We start from the raw sequence: 26,286 nt of genomic DNA on the forward strand, positions 1-26,286 counted from the left end.
GGAATCGTCCTACTTCAGAAAGCCGTTCTTCTTCAGGAAGTCTTCGGCGACGCCCTTGACCGGCTCGCCGCCGACCTGCACGCGGCCGTTCAGTTCCTGCAGCGTGACGAGATCGAGCTTGGCGAAGACCGGCTTCAGCAGCGTCTCGATCTCGGGATGCTCCTTGAGCACGGATTCGCGGATGATCGGCGCCGGCTGGTAGACCGGCTGAACGCCCTTGTCGTCCTCGAGCACGACCAGGCCGGACGGCGCGATGCCACCGTCGGTGCCGTAGACCATGGCGGCGTTGGCACCGCTGGTCTGGTTGGCCGCAGCGGCGATGGTCGCCGCCGTGTCGCCACCGGAGAGCGTGATCAGCTGCTCCGGCTTCAGCTTGAAGCCATAGGTGGTCTGGAAGGCCGGCAGTGCCGCCGCCGAATTGACGAACTCGGCCGAAGCCGCCAGCACCACCTGGCCGCCGCCGGCGACATACTTGCCGAAGTCGGAAAGCGTGGCGAGCTTGTTGGTATCAGTCACTTCCTTGCGCAGCGCGATCGCCCAGGTGTTGTTGGCCGGCGCCGGCGCCAGCCAGACGATCTTGTTGGCGTCATAGTCGAGCTTCTTGGCCGTCTCATAGGCCTTGGCGGCATCCTTCCACACGGGGTCATCGGCCTTCTCGAAGAAGAAGGCGGCGTTGCCGGTGTATTCGGGATAGATGTCGATCTCGCCGGCGGTGATCGCCTTGCGCACCACCGGCGTGCCGCCAAGCTGGATGCGGTCAGTGGTCTTGATGTTGTTGGCGTTGAGAACGAGCTGGATGATGTTGCCGAGCACGCCACCCTCGGTATCGATCTTCGAGGAGACGACCACCTGAGCACTGGCGGAAGCCGCCGTGACGGCCAGCGCCAATGCCGCGCCGGCGAAAACCTTGACTGAAAACATCGTGAAAACCCCTTGCTGTGAACCGGAATGCGGTGGGCCGCATATGAGCATGGCTTCAACGGCCAGTCGGGGCACACGGTTTCATAACAATAGGTACAGACGCAATAATTTTGTTTCGGAGCGACAAATTCAACCGAAGCAATCCTGACAGCATCATGTCAGGTCGACAGCAGTTCGAGGATCAGGCGCTCGCCTTGCGCAGAGCCGTCAACTTGAGCGCGCCGAGTGCGACAAAGCACAGAACGGTGACCGGAAAGATCATCCAGTTCAGCATCTCCCAGCCCCAGGCATTGTAGACCATGCCCGACAGCAGCGACGCGCAGGCGACGGAGCCGAACAGGACGAAGTCGTGAAAACCCTGCACCTTGCCCTTTTCCGACGGCCGGTAGCTGGCCGCGACCATGGCGGTGGCGCCGATGAAGCCAAAATTCCAGCCAAGGCCGAGCAGGATCAGCGACGTCCAGAATTGCCACAGCGCCAGGCCCGACAAAGCGACAATGGCGCAGCCGATGAGCAAGATCAGGCCGGCGGCGACAATGCGCTCGGCGCCGAAGCGATGGATCAGCGAGCCAGTGAAGAAGCTCGGCGCGAACATCGCCATCACGTGCCAGGAGATGCCCAGCGTCGCATCATCCTCCGACAGGCCGCAGCCGACCATGGCCAGCGGTGCGCCGGTCATGACGAAGCTCATCAGCGCATAGCTGCCGACGGCACAAAACAGCGCGGCGACGAAGCGCGGCTTGGTGACGATTTCGGACAGGGGTCTGGCGTCGCCGTCGGCAATTTCAACCTTGCTCTCGGCCTTGGTCGGCAGGCGCAGAAACGACAGGATGATGGCGCCCACGGCTGCCAGCGGCAGGATGGAGACGAACGACCCGGCAAACATCACCGGCGCGAACAGTTCACGGGTGAAGATGACGATCTGCGGCCCAAGGACGGCGGTGATGATGCCGCCGGCCAGCACGAAGGAGATGGCGCGCGCCTTGAACTCCGGCGGCGCGTTGTCGGCGGCGGCAAAGCGGAACTGCTGGACGAAGGCACCACCGATGCCGATCACCATCAGTGCAAACGCGAACAGCCAGAAACTGCCGTGGAAAAGCGCCAGCGTGGCAATCAGGCCGCCAAGCGCTGTGACGACGGTTCCGGTCATGAAGCCGCCGCGCTGGCCCAGTCCGCGAATGATGGCCGCGGCCGGCAAGGCGCCGAGCGCCACGCCAAGGTTGAAGCCGGTGATCGGCGCTGTCGCCAGCGATTTGTCGGCACCGAGCAGGTATTGCCCGGCCAGCGCGCCCATCGAAATGGCGATGGGTGCCGCCGAGCCGATAATCGCCTGCGAGGCGGCCAGGATCAGCGCGGTGCGCCGCGCATCCTTAGGCGCCTCGACGGCGATTGATGTCACGATGCGTCCTTGCCGCGCCCCTCGCCGCGCACCCGGCGTGACACACGGTCGAGCACGGCATTGACCAGCTTCGGCTCGTCGTCCTCGTAGAAGGCCTTGGCGATGTCGACATATTCGGAAACGATGACGGCCACCGGCACGTCTTCGCGCTTCATCAATTCATAGACACCGGCGCGCATAATGGCGCGCAGCGTCGAATCGAGCCGAGACAGCGGCCAGTCATCGGTCAGCGCCTGGCGGATGACCGGATCGATGGTCGTCTGGTTCTCGACGACGCCGGTCAGGATGGCGCGGAACCATTGGGCATCCGCTTCGCGATAGAGCGCACCATCGACTTCCTTGCCGAGGCGAAACGCCTCATATTCGGCGGTGATCTCGAAGACGCCGCTGCCGGCGACATCCATCTGATAGAGCGCCTGCACGGCCGCCAGACGGGCGGCGCCGCGCTTGTTGGCGTGGCGCACCGCGGGCTGTCCGGGCGAAGCGGGTTCGCTCACGATCGCGCTCCCAATTGTTCCCTCAGCGCGATCATGGTCAGCGCCGCACGCGCGGCAAAGCCACCCTTGTCGCCTTCCGAGCGCTTGGCCCGCGTCCATGCCTGTGCGTCGTTCTCGGTGGTCAGGATGCCGTTGCCGATGCAGACCGAGTCCTGCACGGACAGGTCCATCAGCGCGCGGCTGGATTCATTGGCGACGATGTCGAAATGATAGGTGTCGCCGCGAACGACGGTGCCGAGCGCGACGAAGCCGTCGTAATTGGTGCCGCCTTCCGCCGCGCCGTCCAGCGCGAAGGTGATCACCGCGGGAATCTCGAGCGAACCTGGAACGGTGACGACGTCGTAGGTCGCGCCCGCTTCATCGAGCGCGCTTGTCGCGCCGTCGAGCAGCGCGTCGGCAAGGTCGTCGTGAAAGCGCGCTTCGACAATCAGCAGATGCGCCTTCGCCTTCGGACGAATGAAGGCTTTGCCGTGTTGGGATGTGCCTGCCATAAAAATCTCCGGGGGGTTGCCGGTGACTTAGGCCGAAGCCGGATTGATCGCAAGCGGAAGATTGCAGGAGGCGCGTCAAGCCTATCGATCCTCTCGCGTATGCCACAGGCGCAACATAGAAATTGTCGTGTCCTGTATTTCGTAGCGAATTTCGTAGCTGCCAACCAAAATGCGGCGCACTTCTCGTGGCTCGAACTCTTCTAGTTTCTCGCCGATACGCGGATGCTCGACCAACCGTGCCGGCGCGGCAGTAAGCGACTGCACAGCGCGGGCGGCGGCTGGGGCATTTGCTGGCGCGAGAAAATCATGGAGCCGAACCAAGTCGGACAAAGCCTTGTTGGTCCATTTCAACTCCATCAACGAGGCACCGGCAGTGGCTTGTCGGTGCCAAGACTCTCAGCCCAAGCCTGCACTGCCTGGTGGTCGATGACCCGTCCTGCATCCACATCGGCCAATGCTTCAAGCGTGAGCCGTCGGCGCTCCTCCTCCAAATCCACCCACGCCGAAAGAGCTTGTTTGACGATCCAGCCGCGCGGGCGCTCAAGGCGAGCAGCCAGCTGATCTACCTTTTCTGCTAGCGGCAGCGGAACGTGAGCGGTGATTACTTTTGTATCCATCTAAGCCTCACAATCAAACTTAATCATAGCGATTAAAACTGATTAAGTCGAGGTCGAAGCTCAGGCCATAGCGCTCAAAGTCCCTCTTTCGCCGCCTCGACCAGCCGCGCGGCGTAGCGGGCCATGGTGTCGATCTCGAGATTGACGCGGTCGCCGGCCTTGCGCTCGCCCCAGGTGGTGACGGTCAGCGAATGGTGGATCAACAGCACGTCGAAGCGGGTGCCCTCGACCTTGTTGACGGTGAGCGAGGTGCCGTCGAGCGCCACGGAGCCCTTCGGCGCAATGAATTTCGCCAGATGGCGCGGCGCCTCCAGCGTGAAACGCACCGCATCGCCCTCATCCTTGCGCTCGACGATCTCGGCGGTGCCGTCGACGTGTCCTGAAACGATGTGGCCGCCAAGTTCGTCGCCGATCTTCAGCGCCCGCTCGAGATTGACCTTGCTGCCGGATTTCCAGGTCGAGGCCGTGGTCAGCCGCAAGGCCTCTTCCCAGGCCTCGACCTCGAACCAGCGCGCGTTGGAGCCATGGTCGGGCAAAGCCGTGACCGTCAGGCAGACGCCGCCGCAGGAGATCGAGGCGCCAATGGCGATGGTCTCGGGATCATATGCCGTGTCGATGCGCAGGCCGACGCCTTCGCTCAGCGGCTTGACGGCCGCTACGGTGCCGATATCGGTGACAATTCCGGTAAACATCGATGCTATCTTCCCGTTTTGACCATGACCTTGTCCGAAAACCGGGTCCCACTTTTCGGGATCATGGTCTAGAGGTCTCTTACCCACTCGGCGTAGCTGTCTTCACCAAAGCGCATGTCGCGCAGCTTGCGAAAGCCTGCCGGGATGTGGTCGCCATCGATCGGCGATGCAATGCCGTCTTCGCCAATCGCTTCCGGCCCCTGGAACAGCACGATGCGGTCGACCAGCCCATCGGCCAGGAAAGCGCTGGCCACCTTGGCGCCGCCCTCGACCAGCACGCTTGCCATGCCGAGAGCCGCCAAATCCTCGAGCAGTTCCGGCAACGCCACGCCGCCTTCATGCGTTTCGGTGCCGATGAAGCGCACGCCGGCGCGTTCGAGCGCCGCCCGCCGATGCGGATCAGCCTCCAGGCAAGCGGCGACGTAGAGCGGTACGCGATCCACGCCCGAGGCCAGTTTCGAGGACTCAGGCAGCCTGATCTGCCGGTCAAGCACGATGCGTGCCGGCGAACGGTTCTCCAGCCCCGGCAAGCGCACCGTCAGCGCCGGATCATCCTCCAGCGCCGTGCCGATGCCGACCAGGATGGCGTCGGCCTCGGCCCGCATCAGGTAGACTTCGCGGCGGGCGATGTCGCCTGTTATCGCAACCTGCCCGGCGCCTTCCCTGCCGATCTTGCCGTCACTGGAAAGCGCAAGCTTCAGAATCACTTCCGGGCGCTTGCTGAGCGACCGAATGAGATAACCGGCCATCTGCTCGGCGGCTTCGCCCGCCAGCACCCTCTCGACCACCTCGACACCGGCGGCGCGCAGGATGGCATAGCCCTTGCCGGAGACGCGCGGATCGGGATCGCTGGCAGCCCCCACGACGCGCGCAATGCCGGCATTGACCAGCGCATTGGCGCAAGGCGGGGTGCGGCCGTGATGAGCGCAGGGCTCCAAAGTGACGTAAGCCGTGGCGCCACGCGCGAGTTCGCCGGCTTCGGCCAGCGCCTCGGTCTCGGCATGCGGTCGGCCGCCGACGGCGGTGACGCCGGTGCCGACGATCATCGGCCCAGCGCCATCGTCGCGCACGATCAGCGTACCGACGGAAGGGTTGGTCGAGGTCCTGCCGGCATTGCGGCGCGACAGCCTCAGCGCCGCGGCCATGAAACGGCGATCAAGGGCTGCCTGTTCAGCCTCGCTGCGTTGCGATCCCGCCATGCTCAGCCGGCTTCCTCTTCACCGCTCTTGTCTTCGTCGCCCTTCAGTTCGCCCAGCAGCTCATGGAAGTCCTTGGCCTCGCGAAAATTGCGGTAGACCGAGGCAAAACGCACATAGGCGACGTCATCGAGCGATTTCAGCGCTTCCATGACCAGCTTGCCGACCTCGCCGGAAGCCACTTCCGTCTCGCCGGAGCTTTCGAGCTGGCGCACGATGCCGGTCACGGCGCGGTCGATGCGCTCGGGGTCGACATTGCGCTTGCGCACCGCGATCTCGACCGAGCGCAGCAGCTTGTCGCGGTCGAACGGCACTTTCCGGCCCGACTTCTTGACCACGACCAGATCGCGCAACTGGACGCGCTCGAAGGTGGTGAAACGGCCGCCGCAATCGGGGCAGACACGACGCCTGCGGATCGCCGCGCCGTCCTCGGCGGGGCGCGAATCCTTCACCTGCGTATCTTCGGACTGGCAATAGGGACAGCGCATGAAAAGCCTTGGGTTCGCGAATCTGATGAGGCGAAAGGCTTAGAGCCTTTCCGGCCTGGATTGAAGCGGTTCCGTTTCTTCAGAGATAGCGAGGCGCGAGGAAGATTGCCAGCGCGGCCACCAGCCAGACGGCGATGCCGCCGGCGACAGCCAGGCGATAGTCGACCTTGTCGATGAACAACCAGCAGGCGCCGAGGAAGGCAAGATAGGCGGCAATTGTCTTCATACCGGCAAGGCAGGCATCGCGAAAGCCGCCCGGATCACCCTTGGCACCGACGGCAAGCAAGGCGATGACGGCAAAGGTCGGCGCCAGCGGCAGTATCCCGGGCAGGACATTGCCTCGCCTGGACGCCCAGACGATCAGCGCCGTCACCAGCCCGCCGACCACGCCCTTCCAGACAATGTCCATCCGCGCCCCCTATTCCGACCCGGCCGTCCGGGTCACGGCGCGACGTCCTTGGTCGGGAAGCCGCAGGACGTTCCGAGGTTGCGGTAGGCCTTGGTGAAGCCATCCATCGGGATGCTGGCGACAACGTTCTTGCCGAAAGTCACATCGAGCGAGATGACCTGGCGCATGGCTCGCAGCAGGGCGAGACTGGTCTTGGCCTGATTGTCGACCGTCCAGCTCGGACGGCCGATGACGGCATCGTTGGAGTAGACCGTCGTCGAAACCTTGACGCCTGGATCGCCGAACGTCGCCGCGATCTTCTCGCCGGTCGGCAGCGCCTTGTTGTCAACAGTGAGCATGATGGCCGGATAGGCATCAGGCGGCAGCGCATCGCCGGTCGAAATCGACAAGGTCAGCGTCCCCGAATTGCCGCTCGCATCGAAGAACGCCGTCGAAGCCGCACAGGTCCTGCTCGCATCCTGGCCGGTGTCGAGCACATCGACGATGGTTGTCCATTTGCCGAAGGTGCTGGTGGCAGGCGTGTCCGGGGCGGGCTGGGTCTGCGCCAAGGCAGACCCGCAAACGGCCAGCCAGCCGGCGACGCCGAGTGAGGCAGGACGAAAATTGCGCATCATCAAGTCTCCAGTTCCATGCGTCACCCGATCAGGGGTGACGCAGTGCCGGCGAATAAAAGATGACGCTTCGCGTCCGGTCAATCGAGATAAGGATCGTTCAACCGAGATAAGGATAGAGCGGAAAACGATCGGTCAGCGCCACGACCTTGGCCTTGACCGCCGCTTCGACCGCGGCATTGCCCTCGTCCGAATTGGCGACCTTGAGACCATCCAGCACTTCGGCGATCAGCTTGCCGATCTCGCGGAACTCGGCCTGGCCGAAGCCGCGCGTGGTGCCGGCCGGCGTGCCGAGGCGCACACCCGAGGTGACGAAGGGCTTTTCCGGATCGAAGGGGATGCCGTTCTTGTTGCAGGTGATGTTGGCGCGGCCAAGGGCTGCCTCGGCCCGCTTGCCGGTGGCGTTCTTGGGGCGCAAATCGACCAGCATCAGATGGTTGTCGGTGCCGCCGGAGACGATGTCGAGGCCCGTCTCCTTGAGGCTCGAAGCCAGCGCCTTGGCGTTGGCGGCTACACTCTCCGCATAGACCTTGAAGCTCGGCTTCAGCGCCTCGCCGAAGGCCACCGCCTTGGCGGCGATGACATGCATCAGCGGGCCGCCTTGCAGGCCGGGAAACACGGCCGAGTTCATCTTCTTGGCAATGTCCTCGTCGTTGCACAGGATCATGCCGCCGCGCGGACCGCGCAGCGACTTGTGCGTGGTGGTCGTCACCACGTGCGCGTGCGGCAGCGGCGACGGATGCACGCCACCGGCGACGAGGCCGGCGATGTGGGCCATGTCGACCATCAGATAGGCGCCAACCGCATCGGCGATCTCGCGAAAGCGCTTCCAGTCCCAGATGCGCGAATAGGCGGTGCCGCCGGCCAGGATCAGCTTCGGCTTGGTCTCATGCGCGGTCTTCTCAATCGCGTCCATGTCGAGCAGATGGTCTTCCTTGCGCACGCCATAGGAGACGACCTTGAACCACTTGCCGCTCATGTTGACCGGCGAGCCGTGGGTGAGATGGCCACCGGAATTGAGGTCGAGGCCCATGAACGTGTCGCCGGGCTGCAGCAGCGCCAGGAACACCGCCTGGTTCATCTGGCTGCCGGAATTCGGCTGGACGTTGGCGAAATTACAGCCAAACAGCTTCTTCGCCCGCTCGATGGCCAGTTCCTCGGCCACGTCGACGAACTGGCAGCCGCCATAGTAGCGCTTGCCCGGATAGCCCTCGGCGTATTTGTTGGTCATGATCGACCCCTGCGCCTCGAGCACCGCGCGGGAAACAATGTTCTCCGAAGCGATCAGCTCGATCTCGTGGCGCTGGCGACCGAGTTCGTTGCGGATGGCGCCGAAAATCTCCGGATCGGCGTCTTCCAGCGTGGTTTCGAAGAAGGATTCGAATTTGTTCGACACTGCCGCTGCTGTTGCCATGACCTGAAATCCTCCGGTTCGGGGGCAATTTGCTTACGCATATCGTTGCCCCAAAACCGCTGCACAGCTTGGGGCGACATGCATTGCCGCGCCATTAACACAGTTGTTTTCGACCCGCCACGTTTGCAGCGCGAAATTTGCTGGCCGGTTTGCGGCAGAGCCTGCAAATCCACAGCCCCTGGGCATCGCCAATCCTATTTCTGCGTCTGCCTGCCGTTCAAAAGGGCTTCCGTGAGCGTGATCTCGGTATACAGCTTCCGCGCGGTGTGGTCGTTGATCTCGCCGCGACGAAGCATGGCGCGCACGGCGTCACGCTCGGCGGCGATGCCGGCGAGCCTCAGATCGATCTCCAGCCTCCCTGCCTCACGGACCTCGGCACGTGCTTCATTCGCCTCGTCGGATGCCGCGATGCGCCGCTGGTAGGCAGCGACAATGCCGTTGGCCGCGGCGAGCCTGACGCCGGGCGCATCGCCCTCCTCTTCATCCGTCTGCGCGAGACTTCTCAAGATGGGCGATTGCCGCCTTCGCCGCGCCGACACGCGCTAAGCGTTCCTCGGCATCGCCGGCGTCTTCGCCCGGCTCGACCAGACCGCGCGCAATCACCGGCAAGGCCAAGCTGGCGATAACCAGGGAGCAGATGATGACGCCGGCGGCGAGGAAGATGACAAGGTCGCGCGCTGGAAATGGCGAGCCGTCCTGCAGGGCCAGCGGCAGCGACAAGATGCCGGCCAGCGTAATGGCACCACGCACGCCCGCCACCGATCCCGCGAGCCGCACGCGCAGGCCGAACGGTTCGGCCTCGCGCTTGCCGAGCCGCGCCGCAAGCGTCGCCGCGATGTCGCCAATCCAGATCCAGACGAAGCGGAGCGCTATCAGGCACAAGGTCAACGCCACCACGGTCAGCACCGGCTGGATGATCGGATAGTGACCCGTGAGTTCCGGCGGCACCTTGCGGATGATCTCGGGAAGCTGCAGGCCGAGCACGATGAACAGCGCGCCGTTGAAGACGAAGGAAAACGTCGTCCACAAGGAGATCGTCTGCATGCGCGCCGAGACGCCGAGAAAGCGGAATATGCCGGTGCTTCCGGTCAGCAGGCCGGCGGTCACCGCCGCCAGGATACCCGAGGCCCCGAAATGCTCGGCGACGAGATAGGCGACGAAGGGCAGCAGGATGGTGATCAGCACCTGCGCCTCGGCCGGCACGCCGCCGATGCGGTTCAAGAGTTGCAGCGCCTTGGCGGCGACGAACAAGGCCGCCACGCCGGCCAGGATGCCGACCGCCACGGCATAGAGGAAACTCAGCGAAGCGGCAGCAAAGGAAAAGCTGCCGGTCAACGCCGCCGCCACGGCAAAGCGGAACATGACAAGGCCCGACGCATCGTTGAGCAGCGACTCGCCTTCCAGAATGTGCATCAGCCGCGCCGGAACGACGTTCCTGTCGACGATCGAGGAGACGGCCACCGCATCGGTCGGCGACAGCACAGCCGCGAGCGCGAAGGCAACGACCAGCGGAATGCTCGGCACCAGCCAGTGCAAGGCATAGCCGAAGCCGACGATGGTGAAGAAGACGAGGCCTATGGCAAGGTCGAGGATCGGCCCGCGCAGTGCCATCAACTCGCGCTTGGGCGCGCCAAAAGCGTCGCTGAACAGCAGCGGCGGAATGAACACCAGCAGGAACAGTTCCGGATCGATCTCGACATGGATGCCGCGCACCGGCCATGCGAGCGCGGCGCCTATGGCAATCTGCAAAACCGGCAGCGGCACGCGCACCAGCCGCGCCAGCGCGCCGGAAACGGCGACGAAGACGAGCACGACGAGAATGAAGGTGGCGGTTTGCATGGCTCGATTCCGGCTGTTTGCCGGACCATGCGCAATCATCGGCGTCGCGTCCAGACAGCGCTGGCGGAGCGACGGCCGAGAGGACAGCAGAGCGAGTGGCCAGCAGGCTGCCAATGTCAGAAAAAGGCCGGCACCTGGCGTCAGCGCAAGGCTACCTAGGGGCACCAGGTGGCCGGCCGCACGCCGGCCCCCCGGTCGACGTGCGCATGCGGAGCGCCGATGCCCGAACATCGGACGTGAATTTCGAAAGCCGGCGCCGCTGCTTTTCTGGATACGCGAGCATAGTCCAGCATCAACCTCCCGATAGCGCGGGGTTGACAGATGGCTTTCGCCGGCTGGCCGCCTTGCGGGTCATACTCGGCTGTGCGACGCTGCGTTACGGCTCACGAGCGGGGGTTCGATCGATGCTGTCAAGGATCATGGCACATGCCGAACCGGCCTTGGCGTCGGCAACGGCCGAGGGCGCAAGCACCGCTTATTTCGCGGCGATGGAAACCTTCGGCGCTTCCTATCTGCAGACCCGCCTCTATCGAAGGCCGTCAGCGACGCTGACCTCCGCTAGCCATTGGGCGGCCGGCGGCTTCATCACGCGGCTGGCGCCGGCGGACTGGCCGGGCAGCCCGGCATTCGACTATGTCTGCTTCGAGTGCAACCCGCTACTGGGCGCGATCCGTGAAAGCCGCACGCGCTACCGCTTCTCCGACTTTGCCCCGCGCGACCGCGCTGAGTTCGGCGTCTATTGGGAAGCGCTCGGTGAGGCCGGGATCAATGACGCGCTGTGTTCCACCTCCTATGGCGCCGACGGCGCCATAGCCTCGCTGCACCTCGGCTTCCACGAGCGCGACTTCACGGCAGACGAAAGCTTTGCCATCCAGATGGCCGGGCTCGTGCTGACGGAAAGGCTGATGAGCCTGACGACGCCACCGCCCGCCGCCGCCGTTCGGCTGACGGTGCGCGAACGCGACGGCCTGGCGCTGGTCGCCGAAGGCAAGACGGATTGGGAAATCTCGGTCATCCTCGGCATTGCCGAAGCGACGGTGCGCTTCCATGTCGACAATGCCAGGCGCAAGCTCGGCGCCGTCAACCGCGCGCAAGCGGTGGCGCGGCTGGTCAATCAGCGGCTGATCTAGCAATAAAAAGGCCGCCCTTTGAGCGGCCTTTCGCTAGAATTATCAGATGTTTAGAGCGAGGATGTGATCTGCAGCTCGCTGGCGCCATCGAGCGCGTAGACGTCGTCGCGGAACTGAACCACGCCGGGTCCCGTCGACCAGGCCGAGAGATAGAGGAAGTGCACCGGCACCGGGTTGGTAACCTGGATCGGCGTGTTTTCGCCGGTCTTGATCGCCGCCTCGAAATGCTGGCGGTCCCAGCCGGGCGTGTCGCGCAGGATCCAGGTGACGAGGTCGCGCACGTTCTGGACGCGCACGCAGCCCGAGGAATCAAAGCGCAACATCTTGCCGAACAGGCTCTGCTGCGGCGTGTCGTGCATGTAGACGCCATCGGGGCTCGGGAAATTGATCTTGACCGACGCCATGGCGTTTTCCGAACCGGGATCCTGGCGGAACCGGTACTTGGCGGCGTCGTCGGTCGACCAGTCCACGTTCATCGGATCGACTTCGCTGCCATCCGGCGCGAACAGGCGGATGTGGCTGTTCTTGAGATAATTGGGATCCTTCCGCATCAGCGGAATGATGTCCTTGCGCACGATCGAGACCGGCGCGTTCCAGTACGGATTGACGATGATCTCGTTGATCTTGGAATTGACGATCGGCGTCTGGCGATCGATCTTGCCGACGATCGCGGTATGGCGAAGCACGACGCGGTCGTTCTCTACCGCCTCGACCTGCGCCGCCGGAATGTCGACCAGCACATAACGATTGCCGAGCGTGCCCGCCTTCTCCTTCAGCCGCTGCAGATTGGTCTGCAACTGGCCGAGCCGGATCTGCGCCGAAACGTTCATTGCGGCGTAGGTGTATTTGCCCATCGAGCCGTCAGCCGGCAGGCCATGGCGCAACTGGAAGCGCTTGACCGCCGAGTCGACATAGGAATCGAAGGCCGTCGAAATGCCGGCGCTCTGCGACAGATCACCCGCAATCATCAGGCGCTTGCGCAGCGGCACCACATCCGGGTCATCGACACCGAGTTCCAGTTTCTTGGTCGCGGGAACGTCCACCCAGCCACCCTGGCTGACAATGTTCTGATATTGCGCGACCGCCTGCTCCGTGAATGCAACGGTCTGCGGGCTGAAGATCGGCAGCGTCGAGGCCACCTTGCCGCCTTCGCTGGCGCGGGCGTCGAACTGGTCGTCCCAATTGCCGCGGGCCGAGGATTTCAGGATATCCCCGATCACATCCTGCGCATTCGCACGGCCGGCCACCATGGCGGCGGCGGCGAGCGCGGAGGCTCCGGAAAGGAAAAAGCGGCGGCTGGTTCTCATGGACGTTCCAGACATAGGTAGCGGTTCGATCACTTGCTGCGTCGGTCATCGGGCGATCTCGCCCGCACTCTAAAATTGGCAATCTTAACAATTAGCCAACCATGGCCCGTATCACTTTGGCGAGAAACGCACGAGGCGCGATACGGTTGCGGGTGGACGCATGGTCTTCACGACAGCATCACTGCCACCCTCGGTTCCATTGGAATATGGCGGCAACGTGGCCTTGCGCCCAATTTGGGCCCGCCCGTCACTCCGAAAAGAAAAGACCGGTGCTTTTCGGCACCGGCCCTGACTGAAGGTCGCTGTTTCGGCCGTGCTTCTGCGGCGCGGCTCAAATGCTGATGCGGATGGCTTACATCCGGTAGGCGATGGTATCGTTCCAGAAGCGGTCGAGACGCTGCAGGGCACGGTTCATCTGCTTGAACTCGTCGGTGTTGATGCCGCCGACCTGCTCGATCGAGCCGACATGGCGCTCATAGAGACCGGCGACGACATCAGCCACCTCGTTGCCCTTCGGCGTCAGCGAGACGCGGACCGAACGGCGGTCGATGCGCGAGCGCTGGTGGTTGATGAAGCCGAGATCGACCAGCTTCTTCAGATTGTACGATACGTTCGAGCCGAGATAGTAGCCACGCGAGCGCAGCTCACCGGCGGTCAGCTCGGAATTGCCGATGTTGAACAGCAGCAGCGCCTGGATGGCATTGATGTCGGAACGGCCGTTGCGGTCGAATTCGTCCTTGATGACGTCAAGCAGGCGGCGGTGCAACCGCTCGACCAGCTGCAGCGATTCCATGTACAGGGAACGGATAGCCTCGCGGCGATCGTCGGATACGTTGGCGGTCTTCGCCGCCGGACGCGAATTGATCATTGTCTTTGCCTCTCGTTTGTCGCCCTGGTGATTTTTTGTTTTTCACCTTGATCGCGACACTATCGAATACTCATAAAATTCGACTTAAACGCTAGGGCTAACAAGAGCTTACCGGTAAGAGGTTTCGAAAGAGGCTTAACGAACGGTCACCCGAGCAAGGATAATTAACCTAAAGGCTTAGGCAGTTATCGCGGGGCTGAAATCCGGCGCTTGCCAAGTCGCCAATGCCGTCAACGGCTTAGTGCCGGACAGGGCGTTTCTGCAGCCAGATGACGACGCGAAAGACGATGTAGAGCAGCGCCACCGCCGCGTGCGAGACGACGATCAGCAGCCGATGGCCGAAAAGCTCGGGAAAACCGGCATACATCACGGTCTCGGTCACCGCGCAGATGAACCAGATCACCGGCCCCCAGGAGGCCAGCATCCAAAGGCCGGCCGCGGCAAAGGGGAAAAACACGGCGAGCATCACCGCCGCCACCTGCCAGTGCACCGGCATCAGGTCGAAGCGCCACAGCGAGCCCGGATAAAAGCCGATCAGCTTGATCCAGTACAGGATGCCGAACAGCAGGCAGTAGCCCGCGATGACACGCTGGAACCAGGCGAAGATCACCTCGACCGTCGAAGGCTGAAGTACGACGCGTCTCGACGTCACCTCGCTCATAGCGAGAGTTCCCGTTCACCGAGTGGGGCGAAATAGGCATCGATATCGGCCGCGCTCACCGCATCCAGCGTCGCCGGCCGCCATTGCGGGGTCGAGCCCTTGTCGATGATGGCGGCGCGGATGCCCTCGTAGAAATCATGGCCGGCGAGCATACGATTGAGAATGCGGAACTCCATCTTCATGCAGTCATCCATCGACAGCGTCTGGCCGGCACCGATCTCGCGCCAGGCAATGTGAAGGCTGGTCGGCGAGCGGCTTCGGATCATCGCCAGCGTCTTCTCGGCAAAGGCATCACCGCCGGCTGCGTCCTCAAGACTGGCGATGATGCCGGCGAGCGTGCCTTGCGAAAAATGGCGTGCGATCGAATCCAGGTCCTGCCGTTCCGTCTCGCGTTTGGCCGGGACGAAGAAGTCGCGCAACTCCGCGTTCGGGTCATTGCTGGTCACCAGTTCGTCGAGCAGCCCTGCCTGGTCGTCGGCCTTGATCGTGTGCGTGGCAAGGCCGGACCACAGCGCATCGCCATAACGGATACGCGCTCCAGTCAAGCCGAGATACATGCCAAAGCTGCCGCCAAGATCCGGAAGCAGGTGGCTGGCACCGACATCGGGGAAGAAGCCGATGCCGACCTCGGGCATGGCGAACTGCGCATTCTCGGTCATTATGCGGTGTGAGCCATGGAAGGAGATGCCGACGCCGCCGCCCATGACGATGCCGTCGATCAGCGCGACATAGGGTTTCTTGAAGCGCGCGATGCGGGCGTTGAGCCTGTATTCATCAGCGAAGAAATCGACCGGCGGCTTGCCGGCGCGGCCGCCCTCGTAGACCTGCAGGATATCGCCTCCGGCGGAAAACGCCCTGCCCTCTGCCTTGACGACGACGACGTTGACGCTCGCATCCTGCTCCCAGGCATCGAGCGCCTTGCCGAGCGCCTTGACCATGTTGTGCGTGATGGCATTGAGCGCCTTCGGCCGCGTCAGCGTGATGACGCCGGCCCGGCTCAGCCGCTCGAAGCGGATCTCGTCGCCGCCGCCAAAATCCATCGCCAGAGAATCCCTCCCCCGCGCCTGCGGGACTGAAGTGCTAAAGGCGGCGCATGGGTGCGTCAATGGCAGCAGTCTGTTCCCGCGGTCTTGGCGGGCGGCCGTGGCCGATGCTACGAAGATCGCCGCCGTTGCCGGCGAAGCGTCGATATTGCGGCGCGGACGGCCTCAGGGGGGCAGTTGGCCATGTCCGGATTTCTTCGTCGCGCGCTTTTGACGATCGGGCTTGTGATTGCGGGACTTGCACCGCACGCTGCATTCGCCGTCACGCTGGACGATCTCTATCAATCGCAGACCATCGTCACCGGCCAGGGGGAGGTGAACCGCCAGATAGGCTTCAGGGACTGCCTGGATCGGGTTCTGGTCAGGGTTTCGGGCGATCGGCGGCTGCTTGAGAAACCCGAAATGACGGATCTTCGCGACAAGGCCGGCAGCTTCGTCGATTCCTTCCGTTACCACGACCGGATGGAGGGCATTCCGATCCATGACGAGCAAGGCACGCACGACCGGCCGCATGATCTGACCTGTCTCTACAAGCCCGCCACGGTCAACAAGCTGCTGGCTTCGCTCGGCAGCAGGCCCTGGCTGGGCGAGCGACCGACGCTGACGATACTCTTGGCTGTGGAACGCGCGGGGCGCGGATTCGTACTCGCGAGCGATGGGGACGAAAGCCCCTATATGCGAGACTCGTTTGAGGCGGCTGCCCGGCCTATGGCGATGTCGATCGTGATTCCAGACAAGGCTACGCTCACCAAGGGCGGCTTCATTTTCGAGGAGGTAAGGGCCATGGCCACCTCGCCTGAACTGCTGGGCGGCGATGCAAGAACCCTTGGCGGCCGACCACTCCTTTTCGGCCACATCCGGTGGCGCGACAAGGACTTGGGCTGGATCGTAGACTGGTGGCTTGCGATCGATGGCAAAACCTATGACTGGCAAATACGCGGTGTCAGCTTCGACGAGGCCTTCCGCGTGGCAATCAAGGGCGCGGCGCAGATTCTTTCGGGCAATGGCCAGCCCTGAGAGGTAGCGGTTTCGGCCTGGCACAATCGTGTCGCATTGGTCAGTGGCAAGGGCTCGTGGTAAAAGCCGCCGAACGAGAGTTTTGGCCGAGAGTTTTGGCAATGAACAAATTCACCCAGACCAAGCCAGCCGGCGCGCGCAGCGTCGACGACATCACCGGTAGCCGCCGCCTGCGCCGCATGCGCAAGGCCGACTGGTCGCGCCGTCTGGTGCAGGAGAACCGGCTTACGGTCGACGATTTGATCTGGCCGATCTTCGTCGTCGAGGGCAAAAAAGTGCGCGAGCCGATTGCCGCCATGCCCGGCGTCTTCCGCCTGTCGGTCGACCTTGCCGTCAAGGAGGCCGAACGCGCGGCAAAGCTCGGCATTCCGGCGCTGGCCACCTTCCCCAATGTCGAACTCGGCTTGCGCGACCAGACCGGCTCGCACATCCTCGACCCGCAAAACATCATCAACCGCGCCACCCGCGCCATCAAGGACGCGGTGCCCGGGATCGGCATCATCACCGACGCCGCGCTCGACCCGTTCACCAGCCACGGCCATGACGGCATCCTGCGCGACGGCATCATCGTCAATGACGAAACGGTGGAACAGGTCGCGGCAGCGGCCGTCATCCAGGCAGCGGCCGGCGCCGACATCATCGCGCCGTCCGACATGATGGACGGCCGCATCGGCGCCATCCGCGACGCGCTCGACGCCAACGGTTTTCAGGACGTGGCGATCATGTCCTACGCGACCAAGTTCGCCTCGGCCTTCTACGGCCCCTATCGCGAGGCGGTGGGCACCGCCGGCCTGCTCAAGGGCGACAAGAAGACCTATTACATCGACCACGCCAATTCGGACGAGGCGGTGCGTGAGGCCGAACAGGATATCGCCGAAGGCGCCGACATGCTGATGGTCAAGCCCGGCCTGCCCTATCTCGACATCATCCGCCGGCTGAAGGACGAATTCCAGATGCCAACCTTCGCCTACCAGGTGTCGGGCGAATATTCGATGATCAAGGCGGCGGGCGCCAATGGCTGGATCGATGGCGAAAAGGCGATGCTGGAATCGCTGCTCGCCTTCAAGCGTGCCGGCTGCGACGGTATCTTGACCTATTTCGCGCCCGAAGTGGCGCAGATGCTGAAGGGGTAGCAGCGCGCCTTTATACAGCCAGCCCCGCTCGGCAACGGCCCGGTTGGCCTCAAAATTCGACGTCCAGTTCGATGATGTCCTCGGGCTCGGCCAAGGCGTCCTGCGTCCATTCCTGCATCAGCGGCCAGGCGAAGATGGTGTCGCAATAGGCGGCGAGCGGCGCTTCGAGTTCGACCGCATAGGTGCGGAAACGGGTACAGACAGGCGCGTACATCGCGTCGGCCACGGTCGGTGACGCGCCGAACAGCCAGGGACCGCCATAGGCCTCGAGGCATTCGGACCAGATCGTCTTGATCCGCTCCACATCCGGGCGCGCGCCGGAAAATATCTTGAAGCTCTTGTGCCTGGCCTTCAGGCTCATCGGCAGCGCCGAGCGCAAATTGTGAAAACCCGAATGCATCTCGCCAGACACGGCGCGGCAATGGGCGCGCGCGACGCGGTCGGCCGGCAGGAGCCCCGCTCCCGGCATGGTCTCGGCCAAATATTCGGCGATTGCCAGCGTGTCCCACACCGTCACCCCGTCATGGGTCAGACGCGGCACCAGAACCGATGGCGACAGCAACAGCAACTCCTGCCGCTGCCCGGCATCATCGATGTCGACGCGCTTTTCCTCGAACTCCAGCCCGGCCATGCGGCAGAGCAGCCAGCCGCGCAGCGACCAGGACGAATAGTTCTTCGACGAGATCGTCAACATGGCCTTGGCCACGGGCCCTTTGGGCGCAGGCACCTTAGTCCCGGACGCCTTGGTTGCTGGCACCTTACTCATGTCATCTTCGTCACGCCGTCGACCCTCCAAGCCCTTTTGCCGGCAACAATCCTCTCGCAATGCACAAAATTTTGCACTAGATTTTTTTGCACTGCCACATGGCCGCTGGGAATGGGACGTATTCGATGCTGTACCAGGCCTACCAGCTTCAGGACGACCTTATCGCCCCGACGCGCTTTTTCGCCGATCTGATGCGCTCGAAGATGGGCGGTATGGTCTCGGGCGACAGCTTGAAACAACGCCTGGCCGCCGGGCTGGAGATGATCGCCCGTCTCAAGCTCACCCATGCACGGCCGGATTTCGACATCAAATCCGTCAGGGTCGGCAATCGCGACGTGCCAGTCAGCGTCGAAACGGCGCTCGACCTGCCATTCGGCAGGCTTTTGCGCTTCGCCAAGGATATGGATACGCGACAGCCGCGGATGATGGTGGTCGCCCCGTTGTCGGGCCATTTCTCGACGCTGCTGCGCGGCACGGTGACGACACTTCTGGCCGACCACGAAGTCTATATCACAGACTGGGCCAATGCCCGCGACGTGCCGCTTGCCGCCGGCCGCTTCGGGGTGGACGACTATGTCGACTACATCATTCGCTTCCTGCAGGCGATCGGCCCGGGCGCGCACATCCTGGCGGTTTGCCAGCCCTGCGTCCAGGCGCTTGCCGCCGTTGCCATTATGTCCGAGGACGGGCATCCGGCGACGCCGCGCTCGATGACGCTGATGGCGGGTCCGATCGATCCGCGCGAAAGTCCCACCAAGGTCAACCAATTCGCCGTCAGCAAGTCGCTGTCCTGGTTTCAGAATTCCGTCATCTCGCGTGTGCCCTGGCGCCATGCCGGCGGTGGACGTCGGGTCTATCCGGGCTTTCTCCAGCTTGCCGCGTTCATGGGTATGAACATGGACCGGCACACGAAAGCGCACCGCAAACTGCACGACCATCTGGCCGCCGGCGAGACCGCCGAGGCCGAGAAGATCAAGACCTTCTATGACGAGTATCTGGCGGTGCTCGACCTGACCGAGGAATTCTATATCGAAACCATAGACCGCGTGTTCCAGAAGGCAGAGATTGCCACCGGGACGTACACTTTCCGTGGCAGCCTGGTCGACCCGGGCGCGATCCGCAACACCGCGCTGCTCACCGTCGAAGGCGGACGCGACGATATCTGCGCACTCGGACAGACTTCGGCCGCGCATGAATTGTGCCGGTCGCTGCGTCCGCATCTCAAGCGCCATCACCTGCAGGCCAATGTGGGCCATTATGGCGTCTTCAACGGCAAACGCTGGGAGCGTGAAATCTATCCGGTCGTGCGCAATCTCATCCTGTCGATGGAATAGTTCTTCGCCCCTTGGCACGTGGCCCTTACGACCGAGGACTGCCGCATTCCGCAAATCCAACCAATTTTTGCGCTGACAAGATCAGCGTGACCCGGCTATGATGGCGGCACGGTCGGAGGCGACCGGCAGCCCGCACCTCGCCAAGAGGTATGGCGAACGCCTCCAGAGGATGCTTCCTGACCCGTTTCACCGTCGGGCGAAGGCGTCGGCAATGCGGGCACTGACGAAGACTTCGCCGTGACCCGAGGAAACGGACATGCTTGCCTATCGTAATGCCAAGACCATGGCGAAAGCCATGCGGGAGGCGCTTGCCGCCCGCGACCTGACGATCAGCCACAGCGAGGCCCTGGAGATCGTCGCGCGCCAGTTCGGACTGGCGACCTGGAACATCCTGTCGGCGAAAATCGATGCGTCGGCGGCCCGGCAGGAAACGATCATTTTCGAACGGACAGCGCCGATCATGCGCATCTTCGACGTCGCCAAGGCGCACGAATTCTATCTCGGCTACCTCGGCTTCGCCGCGGACTGGGAGCACCGCTACGGCGACAACTTCCCGCTTTATACGCAGGTCTCGCGCGGCAACCTTGTCCTGCATTTGTCCGAACATGCCGGCGACGCGACGCCGGGCGGCAACATGGTCGTCTACATGAAAGGCATCCGCGACTTTCACAAAGAGCTTGCGGCCAAGGACTACCGCTACATGAAGCCTGGTCTGGAACAGGAGGACGGAAGGCTGACGGTCGAGGTCATCGACCCGTTCAGCAACCACATCCGCTTCATGGAACTCACCGGCGAATAGCCTGATATCGCGGCTGTTTCGGCGGCCACCAGTGGCCACCCCAGCGCATCACTACGCAACATTCCGGACGTCACTTGGCGACGATGTCAGGACGTGTCTGCATCGTGGGGAACACCGCTTGTGATCTGCAATCGGTTTGCTACAAGAAACCGCTTGCAAAACATAATTGGTTATCGAGGAGTATCTCCATGCCCAAACTTCGCGTCAACGCTTTCACCCTATCGCTCGACGGCTATGGCGCTGGCCCTGATCAGGATCTGAAAAATCCGCTCGGCGTCGGCGGGGAATCCTTGCACAAGTGGTTTGTCGACACTCGCACCTTCCGTGAGATGGTGCTCAGACAAGATGGCGGCACCACCGACATCAACGAGGCGTTCGCGGCGCGCAGCTTCGAGAATGTCGGCGCCTGGATCCTTGGCCGCAACATGTTCGGGCCGATCCGCGGCGAATGGCCTGACGACAGCTGGAAAGGCTGGTGGGGCGACAACCCGCCCTACCATGTACCGGTTTTCGTGCTGACGCACCACGAGCGTGCGCCCATCACGATGGAAGGTGGCACGACCTTTTATTTCGTCACCGACGGCATCCATTCGGCGCTCGACCAGGCGAAGGCGGCGGCTGATGGCAAGGATGTGCGGGTTGGTGGCGGCGTCGCCACTATTCGGCAATATCTGCAGGAGAGGTTGATCGACGAGATGCATCTGGCAATCTCGCCGGTGCTGCTTGGCAGAGGCGAGAACCTTTTTGCCGGGATTGATATGCTGAAGCTGGGCTACCAGTGCACCGAGCAGGTGGCGACGGCGCTCGCCACGCATGTGGTCATCAAGCGGACGTAACGACAGCTCCCTCTCCCCGTCAGTAAACGGGGAGAAGGAAGAACCCCTCAATACTTCTCCGGCACGTAAAGCTCGCGCGGCAGCGTCTGGCGTTCGTATTCGGGATTGAAGACGCGTTCCGGCAGCGTGATCTCCTCGTGCGGCACCTCTTCATACGGCATCTGCTTGAGCAGATGATCGATGCAGTTCAGCCGCGCCCGCTTCTTGTCGTTGCCCTCGACGATGAACCAGGGCGCTTCGGGAATGTTGGTGCGGGCGAAGGTCTCTTCCTTGGCCTTGGTGTACTGCTCCCAGCGCACGCGCGACTGCAAATCCATGGGCGACAGCTTCCATTGCTTCATCGGGTCGTGGATGCGCATCAGGAAGCGCATCTGCTGTTCCTCATCGGTGATCGAGAACCAGTATTTGACCACGGTGATGCCCGAGCGCACCAGCATGCGCTCAAACTCCGGCACGTCGCGGAAAAATTCCTCGACCTGACCTCCATCGGCAAATCCCATCACCCGTTCGACGCCGGAGCGGTTGTACCAGGAGCGGTCGAACAGCACGATCTCGCCACCTGCCGGCAGATGCGGCACATAGCGCTGGAAATACCATTGCGACTTCTCGCGCTCGGTCGGCGCCGGCAGCGCCACGACGCGGCAGATGCGCGGATTGAGCCGCTGGGTGATCCGCTTGATGACGCCGCCCTTGCCGGCGGAGTCGCGGCCCTCGAAGATCACCACCAGCTTCTTCTTGTGATAGGCGACCCAGGACTGCAGCTTGATCAATTCCGACTGCAGGCTGATCAGGTCACGAAAATATTGCATGCGATCGATCGAAGGCGGATGCGCGTTCTTATAGATCTTGGCGATCTCCATCGACAGCGCCGGCTCCGACATTTCGAGCTCATAATCTTCGTCGAGCGTGTCGGCGAGTTCGGCTTCAAGCCAGTCCTTGGCGGGAGAATTCTGTCTCAGCTCGGTCATATCGGTCGCTCCGCTTGCAAGCCTGTCGGTTCATGTCCGGCACCCCAAACTGCTGGCCTGCGGCCTGGAATGGAAACACCTTAGCCGAATTCAATATAGGCCGGCAGTGACGGTTTTATTGCAGCCCGAGCGCCATTGCCGTCACTGCCAATCCCGCGAGGTACGATCGATCCGTCGTCCTGGCATGGCGACAAGCCGACCAAATTGTCCTACAAATGCCTGGTCGCATTCCGGGCTGCCCTTTGGCGGCGCCCCAATTCAACACAATCGCGAGGACTAACATGGAATACCGTACTCTCGGCCGTTCAGGCCTGAAGGTTTCGACACTGACCCTGGGCACCATGACCTTCGGTGGCACCGGGCCATTCGCCGCGGTCGGCAACAGCGATCTTACCGAAGCCAAGCGGATGATCGACATGTGCATCGACGCCGGCATCAATCTCATCGACACCGCCAATGTCTATTCGAACGGCCTGTCGGAGGAGATCATCGGCGAGGCGCTTGGCGGCAAGCGCAAGAACGATGTGCTGATCGCCTCCAAGGCGCGCATGCGGATCGGCAGCGGGCCGAACGACGAAGGCCTGTCGCGCCACCATCTGATCCGCGAATGTGAAAGGAGCCTGAAGCGGCTGAAGACCGATGTCATCGACATCTATTTCGTCCACCAATGGGACGGCCTTACCCCGGTCGAGGAAACGGTCGCCGCGCTCGACACTTTGGTCAGCCAGGGCAAGGTGCGCTATATCGGCTGCTCCAACTGGTCCGGCTGGCAGGTGATGAAGGCGCTCGCCACCAGCGACAGCCGTCACCAGCAGCGCTTCGTCACCCAGCAGATCCACTACACGCTGGAGGCTCGCGAGGCCGAATACGAGCTGCTGCCGATTTCGGTCGACCAGGGACTGGGCGTGCTGGTGTGGAGCCCGCTCGCCGGCGGCTTGCTGTCGGGCAAATACCGCCGCGACAGCCCGACCGCGCGGCAGCTCGCCGGCTGGTCCGAACCGCCGATCCGCGACGAGGACCGGCTGTGGCGGATCGTCGATGTGCTGGTCGAGATCGGCAAGGCCCGCGGCGTGTCGGCGGCGCAAGTGGCGCTTGCCTGGCTGCTCGGCCGCCCTGCCGTCTCCTCGCTGGTGATCGGCGCCCGCAACGATGTCCAGCTCAAGGACAATCTCGCGGCAGCAAGCCTGGAGCTCAGCCCTGAGGAACGCCAGCGCCTCGACGCGGTCAGCCGTCCGCCTTTGCTCTACCCGTACTGGCACCAGCAACTGACGGCAAAGGCTCGCTTCGGTGCTGCCGATCTCGTGATTGACCGAAGCGGCGTATAGGTACAGGTTTGACGAGAGGCCGGCGGGTCCAGGCTCGCCGGTCCCCACCTTTTGACGCGGGAATTGCTTATCCCATAATGTAGCGCCAGACCTCGGCATCCGGCTTGATCTGGCCGCTCAGCACGAAATATTTGTAGAGCACCAGAAGCGAGATCGCCTGTTCGGTCTGTTCGTCGTTGAATATCCGGCAATAGCCATTCGCGGCCGCGATGATGCGCTCTGCCTTCGCCGGGTGCCTTTCGAAATAAGCCACCTTTTCGCCGAGATCAGCGAAATCCGGATCGAGCGGCACATAGTGCACATTGGCTTCGAGCTGCCGCTCCGCGAACCATGTCTCGTAGGTCGGCGGCGGCATCAGGCAGAGCGACTTCGAGTTCAAGATCCATTTCAGGTTGGTCGCCACGTCATTGCCCTCGAGCGAGACGATGTAGCGATAGCGCTGGTGCTGGCTGATGCTGAGAAAGGGCTTGGCGTATTCGGCCGGCGCGTTGGGCTTGTGCGAGCCGGCATCGCAGAATGGCAGGTCGCGCGCCGCTTGCAGAAACCGTGTCCTGATCGGATTGTTGAGATCGCCGCGCCAGACCACGGTCGGCAACTTGTCGGCGAAAGAGATGGCGTCGGCCGGCATCTGGAAGTGACGGAACTTGTCGAGCTTCATGATGACCGCGTTCTCGTCGTCATCACGGATTGGGCGGTCCTTGACGATCGTCGGCACCTTCGGCACGTTCTTGACGTCGCCGAATTCGATGTCGATGAGCAATCCGGGATCGAAGTAGCGGGCGAATTCCTTCAGGTCGTAATAGTACATGGTCGGCGTGAAGGGCAGCTTGCTGATGCGTATGGCATTGACGCTTGGCGCGAAACCATCCTGCAGCTTGTTGTAGTAATTCAACCGTCGGCGCGCCGCCTCATCGCAAAGCCTAGCCTTTTCAAGGTGAACGGCCAGTCTGCGGCGAAACAGCGCTTGTGGAATGACATCGCGCGCGGCGTTTCGCGCATAGTAGAAAACCTTTGCCGACGTCCGCGCAATTGTAGCCATGGTTCACTTGATCAAGACAAACGAGCAGCTCTCAACACGCTGGCGCCCCGCGTTTCCTACATCATTATGGCGCCCGTCTGGCAAGCCCCTGCGGATCTCCGACGTTGACGCCCGCGTACTGTCGCTTCAGCTGTTGTGTTTGACGGCTAATGCTCCTAGGCAGGATCAGAGCCGCAAGGCGATGAAAAGGAGCCGATATGGCGCGAGCACCAAACTACGATCAGGAACGCAAGGAACGCGACCGCCAGAAGGCGGCCAAGAAGGCCGAGAAGCTGGCGGCCAAGGTTGCCGCACGGGAGCGTTCGCAGCCCGAAAGCGAGACTAAGACCGAAACCGCGGAATGACGGCAAAAGGCCCGCACATGCGGGCCTTGCCTCAATCCAGATTGTCGCCCTGCGTCAGGCGGGCGCTTTGTCGCTGACAAAACGTCCACTTCACGCGCCGCGGCAATAAAGGCGCGCCGGGCGTTCATGGCCGGCTTGTCGCCGGCCAGCGCGTCATGGCAGGCCTGAAGCGCTGCGCGATGCTTGGGACTGCGCTTGCCGGGCCAGCTGTTGAGCAGGTAGTCGGAAGCTTCGCGGGCCGTGCGCAAGAGCTGAGTGCTTCCTGCCGCGACGGACTTGACGGTCACGGGTGTATCAAATCGGTTGTTTTCCATCGCCGCTCTTACGCCATCGGCATGCGCGAAGCGAGGCCGAAAGTGCCGTTCGCATCAGACGCAGCCTCTTTTGCCCGGCGGGCCCCTGCCCCGCATAGAGCGCGCTAAGCGGCGACGACGGCAAAGCCCCTGGCGCGAAGACCGCGTCGGTCGTTGGCGAGCGACGTCACCAGCCGGTCGCGGCTGCCGACGATATGGGCTGAAAGCCGGCGCGCCGCGTCATCGGCCTCGCCAAGGCGTGTTGCCGCCAGAATGGCGCGATGTTCGGCCCAGGCGCGGCCAAGGGCCGCTTCGTCTCGCACCTCCAGCCAGCGGGCGCGCGACAGGCGCGTCATGGCATCGCGCACGGCCCGGAACAGGAATTCGTTGCCGGACAGGCGCGCCAGCTCGATGTGAAAATCCATGCCGACGCGATGCCATTCCTCCCGCGGCGTGTTTTCGTCGCAGGAATCGAGCATCGCCTCGATGACATCGATGGCATTCGCGTCGGCGCGCGTGCATGTCAGCCGCAAAGCCGCGACCTCGACCGCTTCGCGATAGACCGCGATCTGCTCGAGCTCGGCGAGGTTGATGGGCGACACCGTCCAGCCGCGGCCATCCCTGCCCACCAGCCCCTCGGTCTCCAGGCGCAGAAGTGCTGCCCTGACCGGCGTGCGCGAGGCGCCGAAGCGTGCTTCGATCCAGCGCTCGGTCAGTTTCTCGCCTGGACCGATCTCGAGCCCCAGGATCATCTCGCGCAACTGTCGTTCGACATTCTGCATCTGCGACATTGCGTTGCCCTTTTCCCAAGCCGCATTGACAGCGCCTGGGTTGGAGTTCATGACGGAT

Annotated in this window: 30 protein-coding genes and 1 pseudogene; 8 read left to right on the plus strand and 23 right to left on the minus strand. The window is 63.0% G+C overall.

What is annotated here, in order from left to right:
* Positions 1 to 9 precede the first annotated feature (9 nt).
* The 14 genes from osmF to AC0V7N_RS26645 form a co-directional block, all read right to left on the minus strand.
* Positions 10 to 921: a glycine betaine ABC transporter substrate-binding protein OsmF gene (gene osmF, locus AC0V7N_RS26580; protein WP_475451202.1), complete on the minus strand. Its 912-nt coding sequence runs from the start codon at positions 919 to 921 to the stop codon at positions 10 to 12.
* Between the two features lie 181 nt (positions 922 to 1,102).
* Positions 1,103 to 2,320, minus strand: coding sequence for an MFS transporter (locus tag AC0V7N_RS26585; RefSeq protein WP_475451203.1), 1,218 nt, complete (start codon positions 2,318 to 2,320; stop codon positions 1,103 to 1,105).
* Positions 2,317 to 2,817, minus strand: a complete 501-nt coding sequence (gene nusB / locus AC0V7N_RS26590; RefSeq protein ID WP_475451204.1) for a transcription antitermination factor NusB — start codon at positions 2,815 to 2,817, stop codon at positions 2,317 to 2,319. The genes AC0V7N_RS26585 and nusB overlap by 4 nt, the downstream gene beginning before the upstream one ends.
* Positions 2,814 to 3,308, minus strand: a complete 495-nt coding sequence (gene ribH / locus AC0V7N_RS26595) for a 6,7-dimethyl-8-ribityllumazine synthase (protein WP_475451205.1) — start codon at positions 3,306 to 3,308, stop codon at positions 2,814 to 2,816. The genes nusB and ribH overlap by 4 nt, the downstream gene beginning before the upstream one ends.
* Before the next feature lie 81 nt (positions 3,309 to 3,389).
* Complete coding sequence (locus AC0V7N_RS26600; protein ID WP_475451206.1) at positions 3,390 to 3,665, minus strand: type II toxin-antitoxin system RelE/ParE family toxin; 276 nt, start codon at positions 3,663 to 3,665, stop codon at positions 3,390 to 3,392.
* Positions 3,665 to 3,925 carry a CopG family ribbon-helix-helix protein gene (locus tag AC0V7N_RS26605; RefSeq protein ID WP_140767921.1) on the minus strand — a complete coding sequence of 87 codons (261 nt, stop codon included), beginning with the start codon at positions 3,923 to 3,925 and terminating at the stop codon, positions 3,665 to 3,667. Before AC0V7N_RS26605 ends, AC0V7N_RS26600 begins: the two co-directional genes overlap by 1 nt.
* A 74-nt stretch (positions 3,926 to 3,999) precedes the next feature.
* Positions 4,000 to 4,617 (minus strand): riboflavin synthase, encoded by a 618-nt coding sequence (locus AC0V7N_RS26610; RefSeq protein ID WP_475451207.1) that lies wholly within the window; start codon positions 4,615 to 4,617, stop codon positions 4,000 to 4,002.
* Positions 4,618 to 4,685: 68 nt separating this feature from the next.
* Entirely contained in the window at positions 4,686 to 5,816 is a 1,131-nt protein-coding gene (ribD, locus tag AC0V7N_RS26615; protein ID WP_475451208.1) for a bifunctional diaminohydroxyphosphoribosylaminopyrimidine deaminase/5-amino-6-(5-phosphoribosylamino)uracil reductase RibD, read from the minus strand.
* Between the two features lie 2 nt (positions 5,817 to 5,818).
* The gene (gene nrdR, locus AC0V7N_RS26620) at positions 5,819 to 6,301 is read right to left on the minus strand and encodes a transcriptional regulator NrdR (protein WP_475451209.1); all 483 of its coding nucleotides are present in this window, start codon (positions 6,299 to 6,301) and stop codon (positions 5,819 to 5,821) included.
* Positions 6,302 to 6,380: 79 nt separating this feature from the next.
* A complete protein-coding gene (locus AC0V7N_RS26625) occupies positions 6,381 to 6,710 on the minus strand; it encodes a GlpM family protein (RefSeq protein ID WP_475451210.1) in 330 nt (109 codons plus the stop codon).
* 32 nt (positions 6,711 to 6,742) lie between these two features.
* Positions 6,743 to 7,321 (minus strand): invasion associated locus B family protein, encoded by a 579-nt coding sequence (locus tag AC0V7N_RS26630; protein WP_475451211.1) that lies wholly within the window; start codon positions 7,319 to 7,321, stop codon positions 6,743 to 6,745.
* A 100-nt stretch (positions 7,322 to 7,421) separates the two neighbouring features.
* Positions 7,422 to 8,735: a serine hydroxymethyltransferase gene (gene glyA / locus AC0V7N_RS26635; protein ID WP_475451212.1), complete on the minus strand. Its 1,314-nt coding sequence runs from the start codon at positions 8,733 to 8,735 to the stop codon at positions 7,422 to 7,424.
* A 194-nt stretch (positions 8,736 to 8,929) separates the two neighbouring features.
* On the minus strand, positions 8,930 to 9,241 hold the full coding sequence (locus tag AC0V7N_RS26640; protein ID WP_496627378.1) for a hypothetical protein: 312 nt from the start codon (positions 9,239 to 9,241) through the stop codon (positions 8,930 to 8,932).
* Positions 9,216 to 10,574 carry a Na+/H+ antiporter gene (locus tag AC0V7N_RS26645; RefSeq protein ID WP_496627379.1) on the minus strand — a complete coding sequence of 453 codons (1,359 nt, stop codon included), beginning with the start codon at positions 10,572 to 10,574 and terminating at the stop codon, positions 9,216 to 9,218. Before AC0V7N_RS26645 ends, AC0V7N_RS26640 begins: the two co-directional genes overlap by 26 nt.
* A gap of 404 nt (positions 10,575 to 10,978) precedes the next feature.
* On the opposite strand from AC0V7N_RS26645, the gene AC0V7N_RS26650 reads away from it, so the two are divergent.
* The gene (locus AC0V7N_RS26650; protein WP_475451214.1) at positions 10,979 to 11,704 is read left to right on the plus strand and encodes a helix-turn-helix transcriptional regulator; all 726 of its coding nucleotides are present in this window, start codon (positions 10,979 to 10,981) and stop codon (positions 11,702 to 11,704) included.
* A gap of 50 nt (positions 11,705 to 11,754) precedes the next feature.
* Here the strand turns inward: AC0V7N_RS26650 and AC0V7N_RS26655 are convergent, their stop codons facing one another.
* From AC0V7N_RS26655 to AC0V7N_RS26670, 4 genes are all read right to left on the minus strand, one after another.
* Positions 11,755 to 13,011 carry a L,D-transpeptidase family protein gene (locus tag AC0V7N_RS26655; protein WP_475451215.1) on the minus strand — a complete coding sequence of 419 codons (1,257 nt, stop codon included), beginning with the start codon at positions 13,009 to 13,011 and terminating at the stop codon, positions 11,755 to 11,757.
* A gap of 352 nt (positions 13,012 to 13,363) precedes the next feature.
* Positions 13,364 to 13,879, minus strand: coding sequence for a transcriptional regulator LdtR (gene ldtR, locus AC0V7N_RS26660; RefSeq protein WP_013896002.1), 516 nt, complete (start codon positions 13,877 to 13,879; stop codon positions 13,364 to 13,366).
* Positions 13,880 to 14,117: 238 nt separating this feature from the next.
* A complete protein-coding gene (locus AC0V7N_RS26665; RefSeq protein ID WP_115139495.1) occupies positions 14,118 to 14,540 on the minus strand; it encodes a DUF6163 family protein in 423 nt (140 codons plus the stop codon).
* Positions 14,537 to 15,580, minus strand: coding sequence for an enoyl-CoA hydratase/isomerase family protein (locus AC0V7N_RS26670; RefSeq protein ID WP_475451216.1), 1,044 nt, complete (start codon positions 15,578 to 15,580; stop codon positions 14,537 to 14,539). Before AC0V7N_RS26670 ends, AC0V7N_RS26665 begins: the two co-directional genes overlap by 4 nt.
* A 186-nt stretch (positions 15,581 to 15,766) precedes the next feature.
* Between AC0V7N_RS26670 and AC0V7N_RS26675 the strand changes: the two genes are divergently transcribed.
* Positions 15,767 to 16,600: a DUF8605 domain-containing protein gene (locus tag AC0V7N_RS26675; RefSeq protein WP_496627380.1), complete on the plus strand. Its 834-nt coding sequence runs from the start codon at positions 15,767 to 15,769 to the stop codon at positions 16,598 to 16,600.
* A gap of 101 nt (positions 16,601 to 16,701) precedes the next feature.
* On the plus strand, positions 16,702 to 17,733 hold the full coding sequence (hemB, locus tag AC0V7N_RS26680) for a porphobilinogen synthase (protein ID WP_475451218.1): 1,032 nt from the start codon (positions 16,702 to 16,704) through the stop codon (positions 17,731 to 17,733).
* A 49-nt stretch (positions 17,734 to 17,782) separates the two neighbouring features.
* Here the strand turns inward: hemB and AC0V7N_RS26685 are convergent, their stop codons facing one another.
* Positions 17,783 to 18,439: a glutathione S-transferase gene (locus AC0V7N_RS26685; protein ID WP_475460503.1), complete on the minus strand. Its 657-nt coding sequence runs from the start codon at positions 18,437 to 18,439 to the stop codon at positions 17,783 to 17,785.
* A 185-nt stretch (positions 18,440 to 18,624) separates the two neighbouring features.
* Between AC0V7N_RS26685 and AC0V7N_RS26690 the strand changes: the two genes are divergently transcribed.
* The 3 genes from AC0V7N_RS26690 (at position 18,625) to AC0V7N_RS26700 (ending at position 21,468) form a co-directional block, all read left to right on the plus strand.
* On the plus strand, positions 18,625 to 19,833 hold the full coding sequence (locus tag AC0V7N_RS26690) for a polyhydroxyalkanoate depolymerase (protein WP_475451219.1): 1,209 nt from the start codon (positions 18,625 to 18,627) through the stop codon (positions 19,831 to 19,833).
* Between the two features lie 256 nt (positions 19,834 to 20,089).
* Complete coding sequence (locus AC0V7N_RS26695) at positions 20,090 to 20,632, plus strand: glyoxalase superfamily protein (RefSeq protein WP_475451220.1); 543 nt, start codon at positions 20,090 to 20,092, stop codon at positions 20,630 to 20,632.
* A gap of 188 nt (positions 20,633 to 20,820) precedes the next feature.
* Complete coding sequence (locus tag AC0V7N_RS26700; protein WP_475451221.1) at positions 20,821 to 21,468, plus strand: dihydrofolate reductase family protein; 648 nt, start codon at positions 20,821 to 20,823, stop codon at positions 21,466 to 21,468.
* A gap of 47 nt (positions 21,469 to 21,515) precedes the next feature.
* On the opposite strand, the gene ppk2 is transcribed toward AC0V7N_RS26700, so the two are convergent.
* On the minus strand, positions 21,516 to 22,436 hold the full coding sequence (gene ppk2 / locus AC0V7N_RS26705; protein ID WP_475451222.1) for a polyphosphate kinase 2: 921 nt from the start codon (positions 22,434 to 22,436) through the stop codon (positions 21,516 to 21,518).
* 281 nt (positions 22,437 to 22,717) lie between these two features.
* Between ppk2 and AC0V7N_RS26710 the strand changes: the two genes are divergently transcribed.
* Positions 22,718 to 23,761: an aldo/keto reductase gene (locus AC0V7N_RS26710; protein WP_475451223.1), complete on the plus strand. Its 1,044-nt coding sequence runs from the start codon at positions 22,718 to 22,720 to the stop codon at positions 23,759 to 23,761.
* Positions 23,762 to 23,828: 67 nt separating this feature from the next.
* On the opposite strand, the gene AC0V7N_RS26715 is transcribed toward AC0V7N_RS26710, so the two are convergent.
* Positions 23,829 to 24,800, minus strand: a complete 972-nt coding sequence (locus AC0V7N_RS26715) for a glycosyl transferase family 90 (RefSeq protein WP_475451224.1) — start codon at positions 24,798 to 24,800, stop codon at positions 23,829 to 23,831.
* A 197-nt stretch (positions 24,801 to 24,997) separates the two neighbouring features.
* Here AC0V7N_RS26715 and AC0V7N_RS26720 point away from each other — a divergent pair, with 197 nt between their 5' ends.
* Positions 24,998 to 25,144 (plus strand): hypothetical protein, encoded by a 147-nt coding sequence (locus AC0V7N_RS26720; protein ID WP_081850368.1) that lies wholly within the window; start codon positions 24,998 to 25,000, stop codon positions 25,142 to 25,144.
* A gap of 140 nt (positions 25,145 to 25,284) precedes the next feature.
* Here the strand turns inward: AC0V7N_RS26720 and AC0V7N_RS26725 are convergent.
* A pseudogene (locus AC0V7N_RS26725) lies at positions 25,285 to 25,458 on the minus strand (DUF982 domain-containing protein); the annotation flags it as partial.
* Positions 25,459 to 25,562: 104 nt separating this feature from the next.
* A complete protein-coding gene (locus AC0V7N_RS26730) occupies positions 25,563 to 26,228 on the minus strand; it encodes a GntR family transcriptional regulator (RefSeq protein WP_475460505.1) in 666 nt (221 codons plus the stop codon).
* Between the last annotated feature and the right edge of the window lie 58 nt (positions 26,229 to 26,286).

The sequence above is a fragment of the Mesorhizobium kamtschaticum genome (assembly GCF_056174585.1).

What these genes read in the sequence shown, in the direction of transcription:
- osmF (WP_475451202.1), bottom strand. Translation starts at nt 921, where the DNA reads ATGTTTTCAGTCAAGGTTTTCGCCGGCGCGGCATTGGCGCTGGCCGTC.
- ribH (WP_475451205.1), bottom strand. Translation starts at nt 3,308, where the DNA reads ATGGCAGGCACATCCCAACACGGCAAAGCCTTCATTCGTCCGAAGGCG.
- AC0V7N_RS26600 (WP_475451206.1), bottom strand. Translation starts at nt 3,665, where the DNA reads ATGGAGTTGAAATGGACCAACAAGGCTTTGTCCGACTTGGTTCGGCTC.
- AC0V7N_RS26605 (WP_140767921.1), bottom strand. Translation starts at nt 3,925, where the DNA reads ATGGATACAAAAGTAATCACCGCTCACGTTCCGCTGCCGCTAGCAGAA.
- AC0V7N_RS26610 (WP_475451207.1), bottom strand. Translation starts at nt 4,617, where the DNA reads ATGTTTACCGGAATTGTCACCGATATCGGCACCGTAGCGGCCGTCAAG.
- ribD (WP_475451208.1), bottom strand. Translation starts at nt 5,816, where the DNA reads ATGGCGGGATCGCAACGCAGCGAGGCTGAACAGGCAGCCCTTGATCGC.
- nrdR (WP_475451209.1), bottom strand. Translation starts at nt 6,301, where the DNA reads ATGCGCTGTCCCTATTGCCAGTCCGAAGATACGCAGGTGAAGGATTCG.
- AC0V7N_RS26625 (WP_475451210.1), bottom strand. Translation starts at nt 6,710, where the DNA reads ATGGACATTGTCTGGAAGGGCGTGGTCGGCGGGCTGGTGACGGCGCTG.
- AC0V7N_RS26630 (WP_475451211.1), bottom strand. Translation starts at nt 7,321, where the DNA reads ATGCGCAATTTTCGTCCTGCCTCACTCGGCGTCGCCGGCTGGCTGGCC.
- glyA (WP_475451212.1), bottom strand. Translation starts at nt 8,735, where the DNA reads ATGGCAACAGCAGCGGCAGTGTCGAACAAATTCGAATCCTTCTTCGAA.
- AC0V7N_RS26645 (WP_496627379.1), bottom strand. Translation starts at nt 10,574, where the DNA reads ATGCAAACCGCCACCTTCATTCTCGTCGTGCTCGTCTTCGTCGCCGTT.
- AC0V7N_RS26650 (WP_475451214.1), top strand. Translation starts at nt 10,979, where the DNA reads ATGCTGTCAAGGATCATGGCACATGCCGAACCGGCCTTGGCGTCGGCA.
- AC0V7N_RS26655 (WP_475451215.1), bottom strand. Translation starts at nt 13,011, where the DNA reads ATGAGAACCAGCCGCCGCTTTTTCCTTTCCGGAGCCTCCGCGCTCGCC.
- ldtR (WP_013896002.1), bottom strand. Translation starts at nt 13,879, where the DNA reads ATGATCAATTCGCGTCCGGCGGCGAAGACCGCCAACGTATCCGACGAT.
- AC0V7N_RS26665 (WP_115139495.1), bottom strand. Translation starts at nt 14,540, where the DNA reads ATGAGCGAGGTGACGTCGAGACGCGTCGTACTTCAGCCTTCGACGGTC.
- AC0V7N_RS26670 (WP_475451216.1), bottom strand. Translation starts at nt 15,580, where the DNA reads ATGGATTTTGGCGGCGGCGACGAGATCCGCTTCGAGCGGCTGAGCCGG.
- AC0V7N_RS26675 (WP_496627380.1), top strand. Translation starts at nt 15,767, where the DNA reads ATGTCCGGATTTCTTCGTCGCGCGCTTTTGACGATCGGGCTTGTGATT.
- hemB (WP_475451218.1), top strand. Translation starts at nt 16,702, where the DNA reads ATGAACAAATTCACCCAGACCAAGCCAGCCGGCGCGCGCAGCGTCGAC.
- AC0V7N_RS26690 (WP_475451219.1), top strand. Translation starts at nt 18,625, where the DNA reads ATGCTGTACCAGGCCTACCAGCTTCAGGACGACCTTATCGCCCCGACG.
- AC0V7N_RS26695 (WP_475451220.1), top strand. Translation starts at nt 20,090, where the DNA reads ATGCTTGCCTATCGTAATGCCAAGACCATGGCGAAAGCCATGCGGGAG.
- AC0V7N_RS26700 (WP_475451221.1), top strand. Translation starts at nt 20,821, where the DNA reads ATGCCCAAACTTCGCGTCAACGCTTTCACCCTATCGCTCGACGGCTAT.
- ppk2 (WP_475451222.1), bottom strand. Translation starts at nt 22,436, where the DNA reads ATGACCGAGCTGAGACAGAATTCTCCCGCCAAGGACTGGCTTGAAGCC.
- AC0V7N_RS26710 (WP_475451223.1), top strand. Translation starts at nt 22,718, where the DNA reads ATGGAATACCGTACTCTCGGCCGTTCAGGCCTGAAGGTTTCGACACTG.
- AC0V7N_RS26715 (WP_475451224.1), bottom strand. Translation starts at nt 24,800, where the DNA reads ATGGCTACAATTGCGCGGACGTCGGCAAAGGTTTTCTACTATGCGCGA.
- AC0V7N_RS26720 (WP_081850368.1), top strand. Translation starts at nt 24,998, where the DNA reads ATGGCGCGAGCACCAAACTACGATCAGGAACGCAAGGAACGCGACCGC.
- AC0V7N_RS26730 (WP_475460505.1), bottom strand. Translation starts at nt 26,228, where the DNA reads ATGTCGCAGATGCAGAATGTCGAACGACAGTTGCGCGAGATGATCCTG.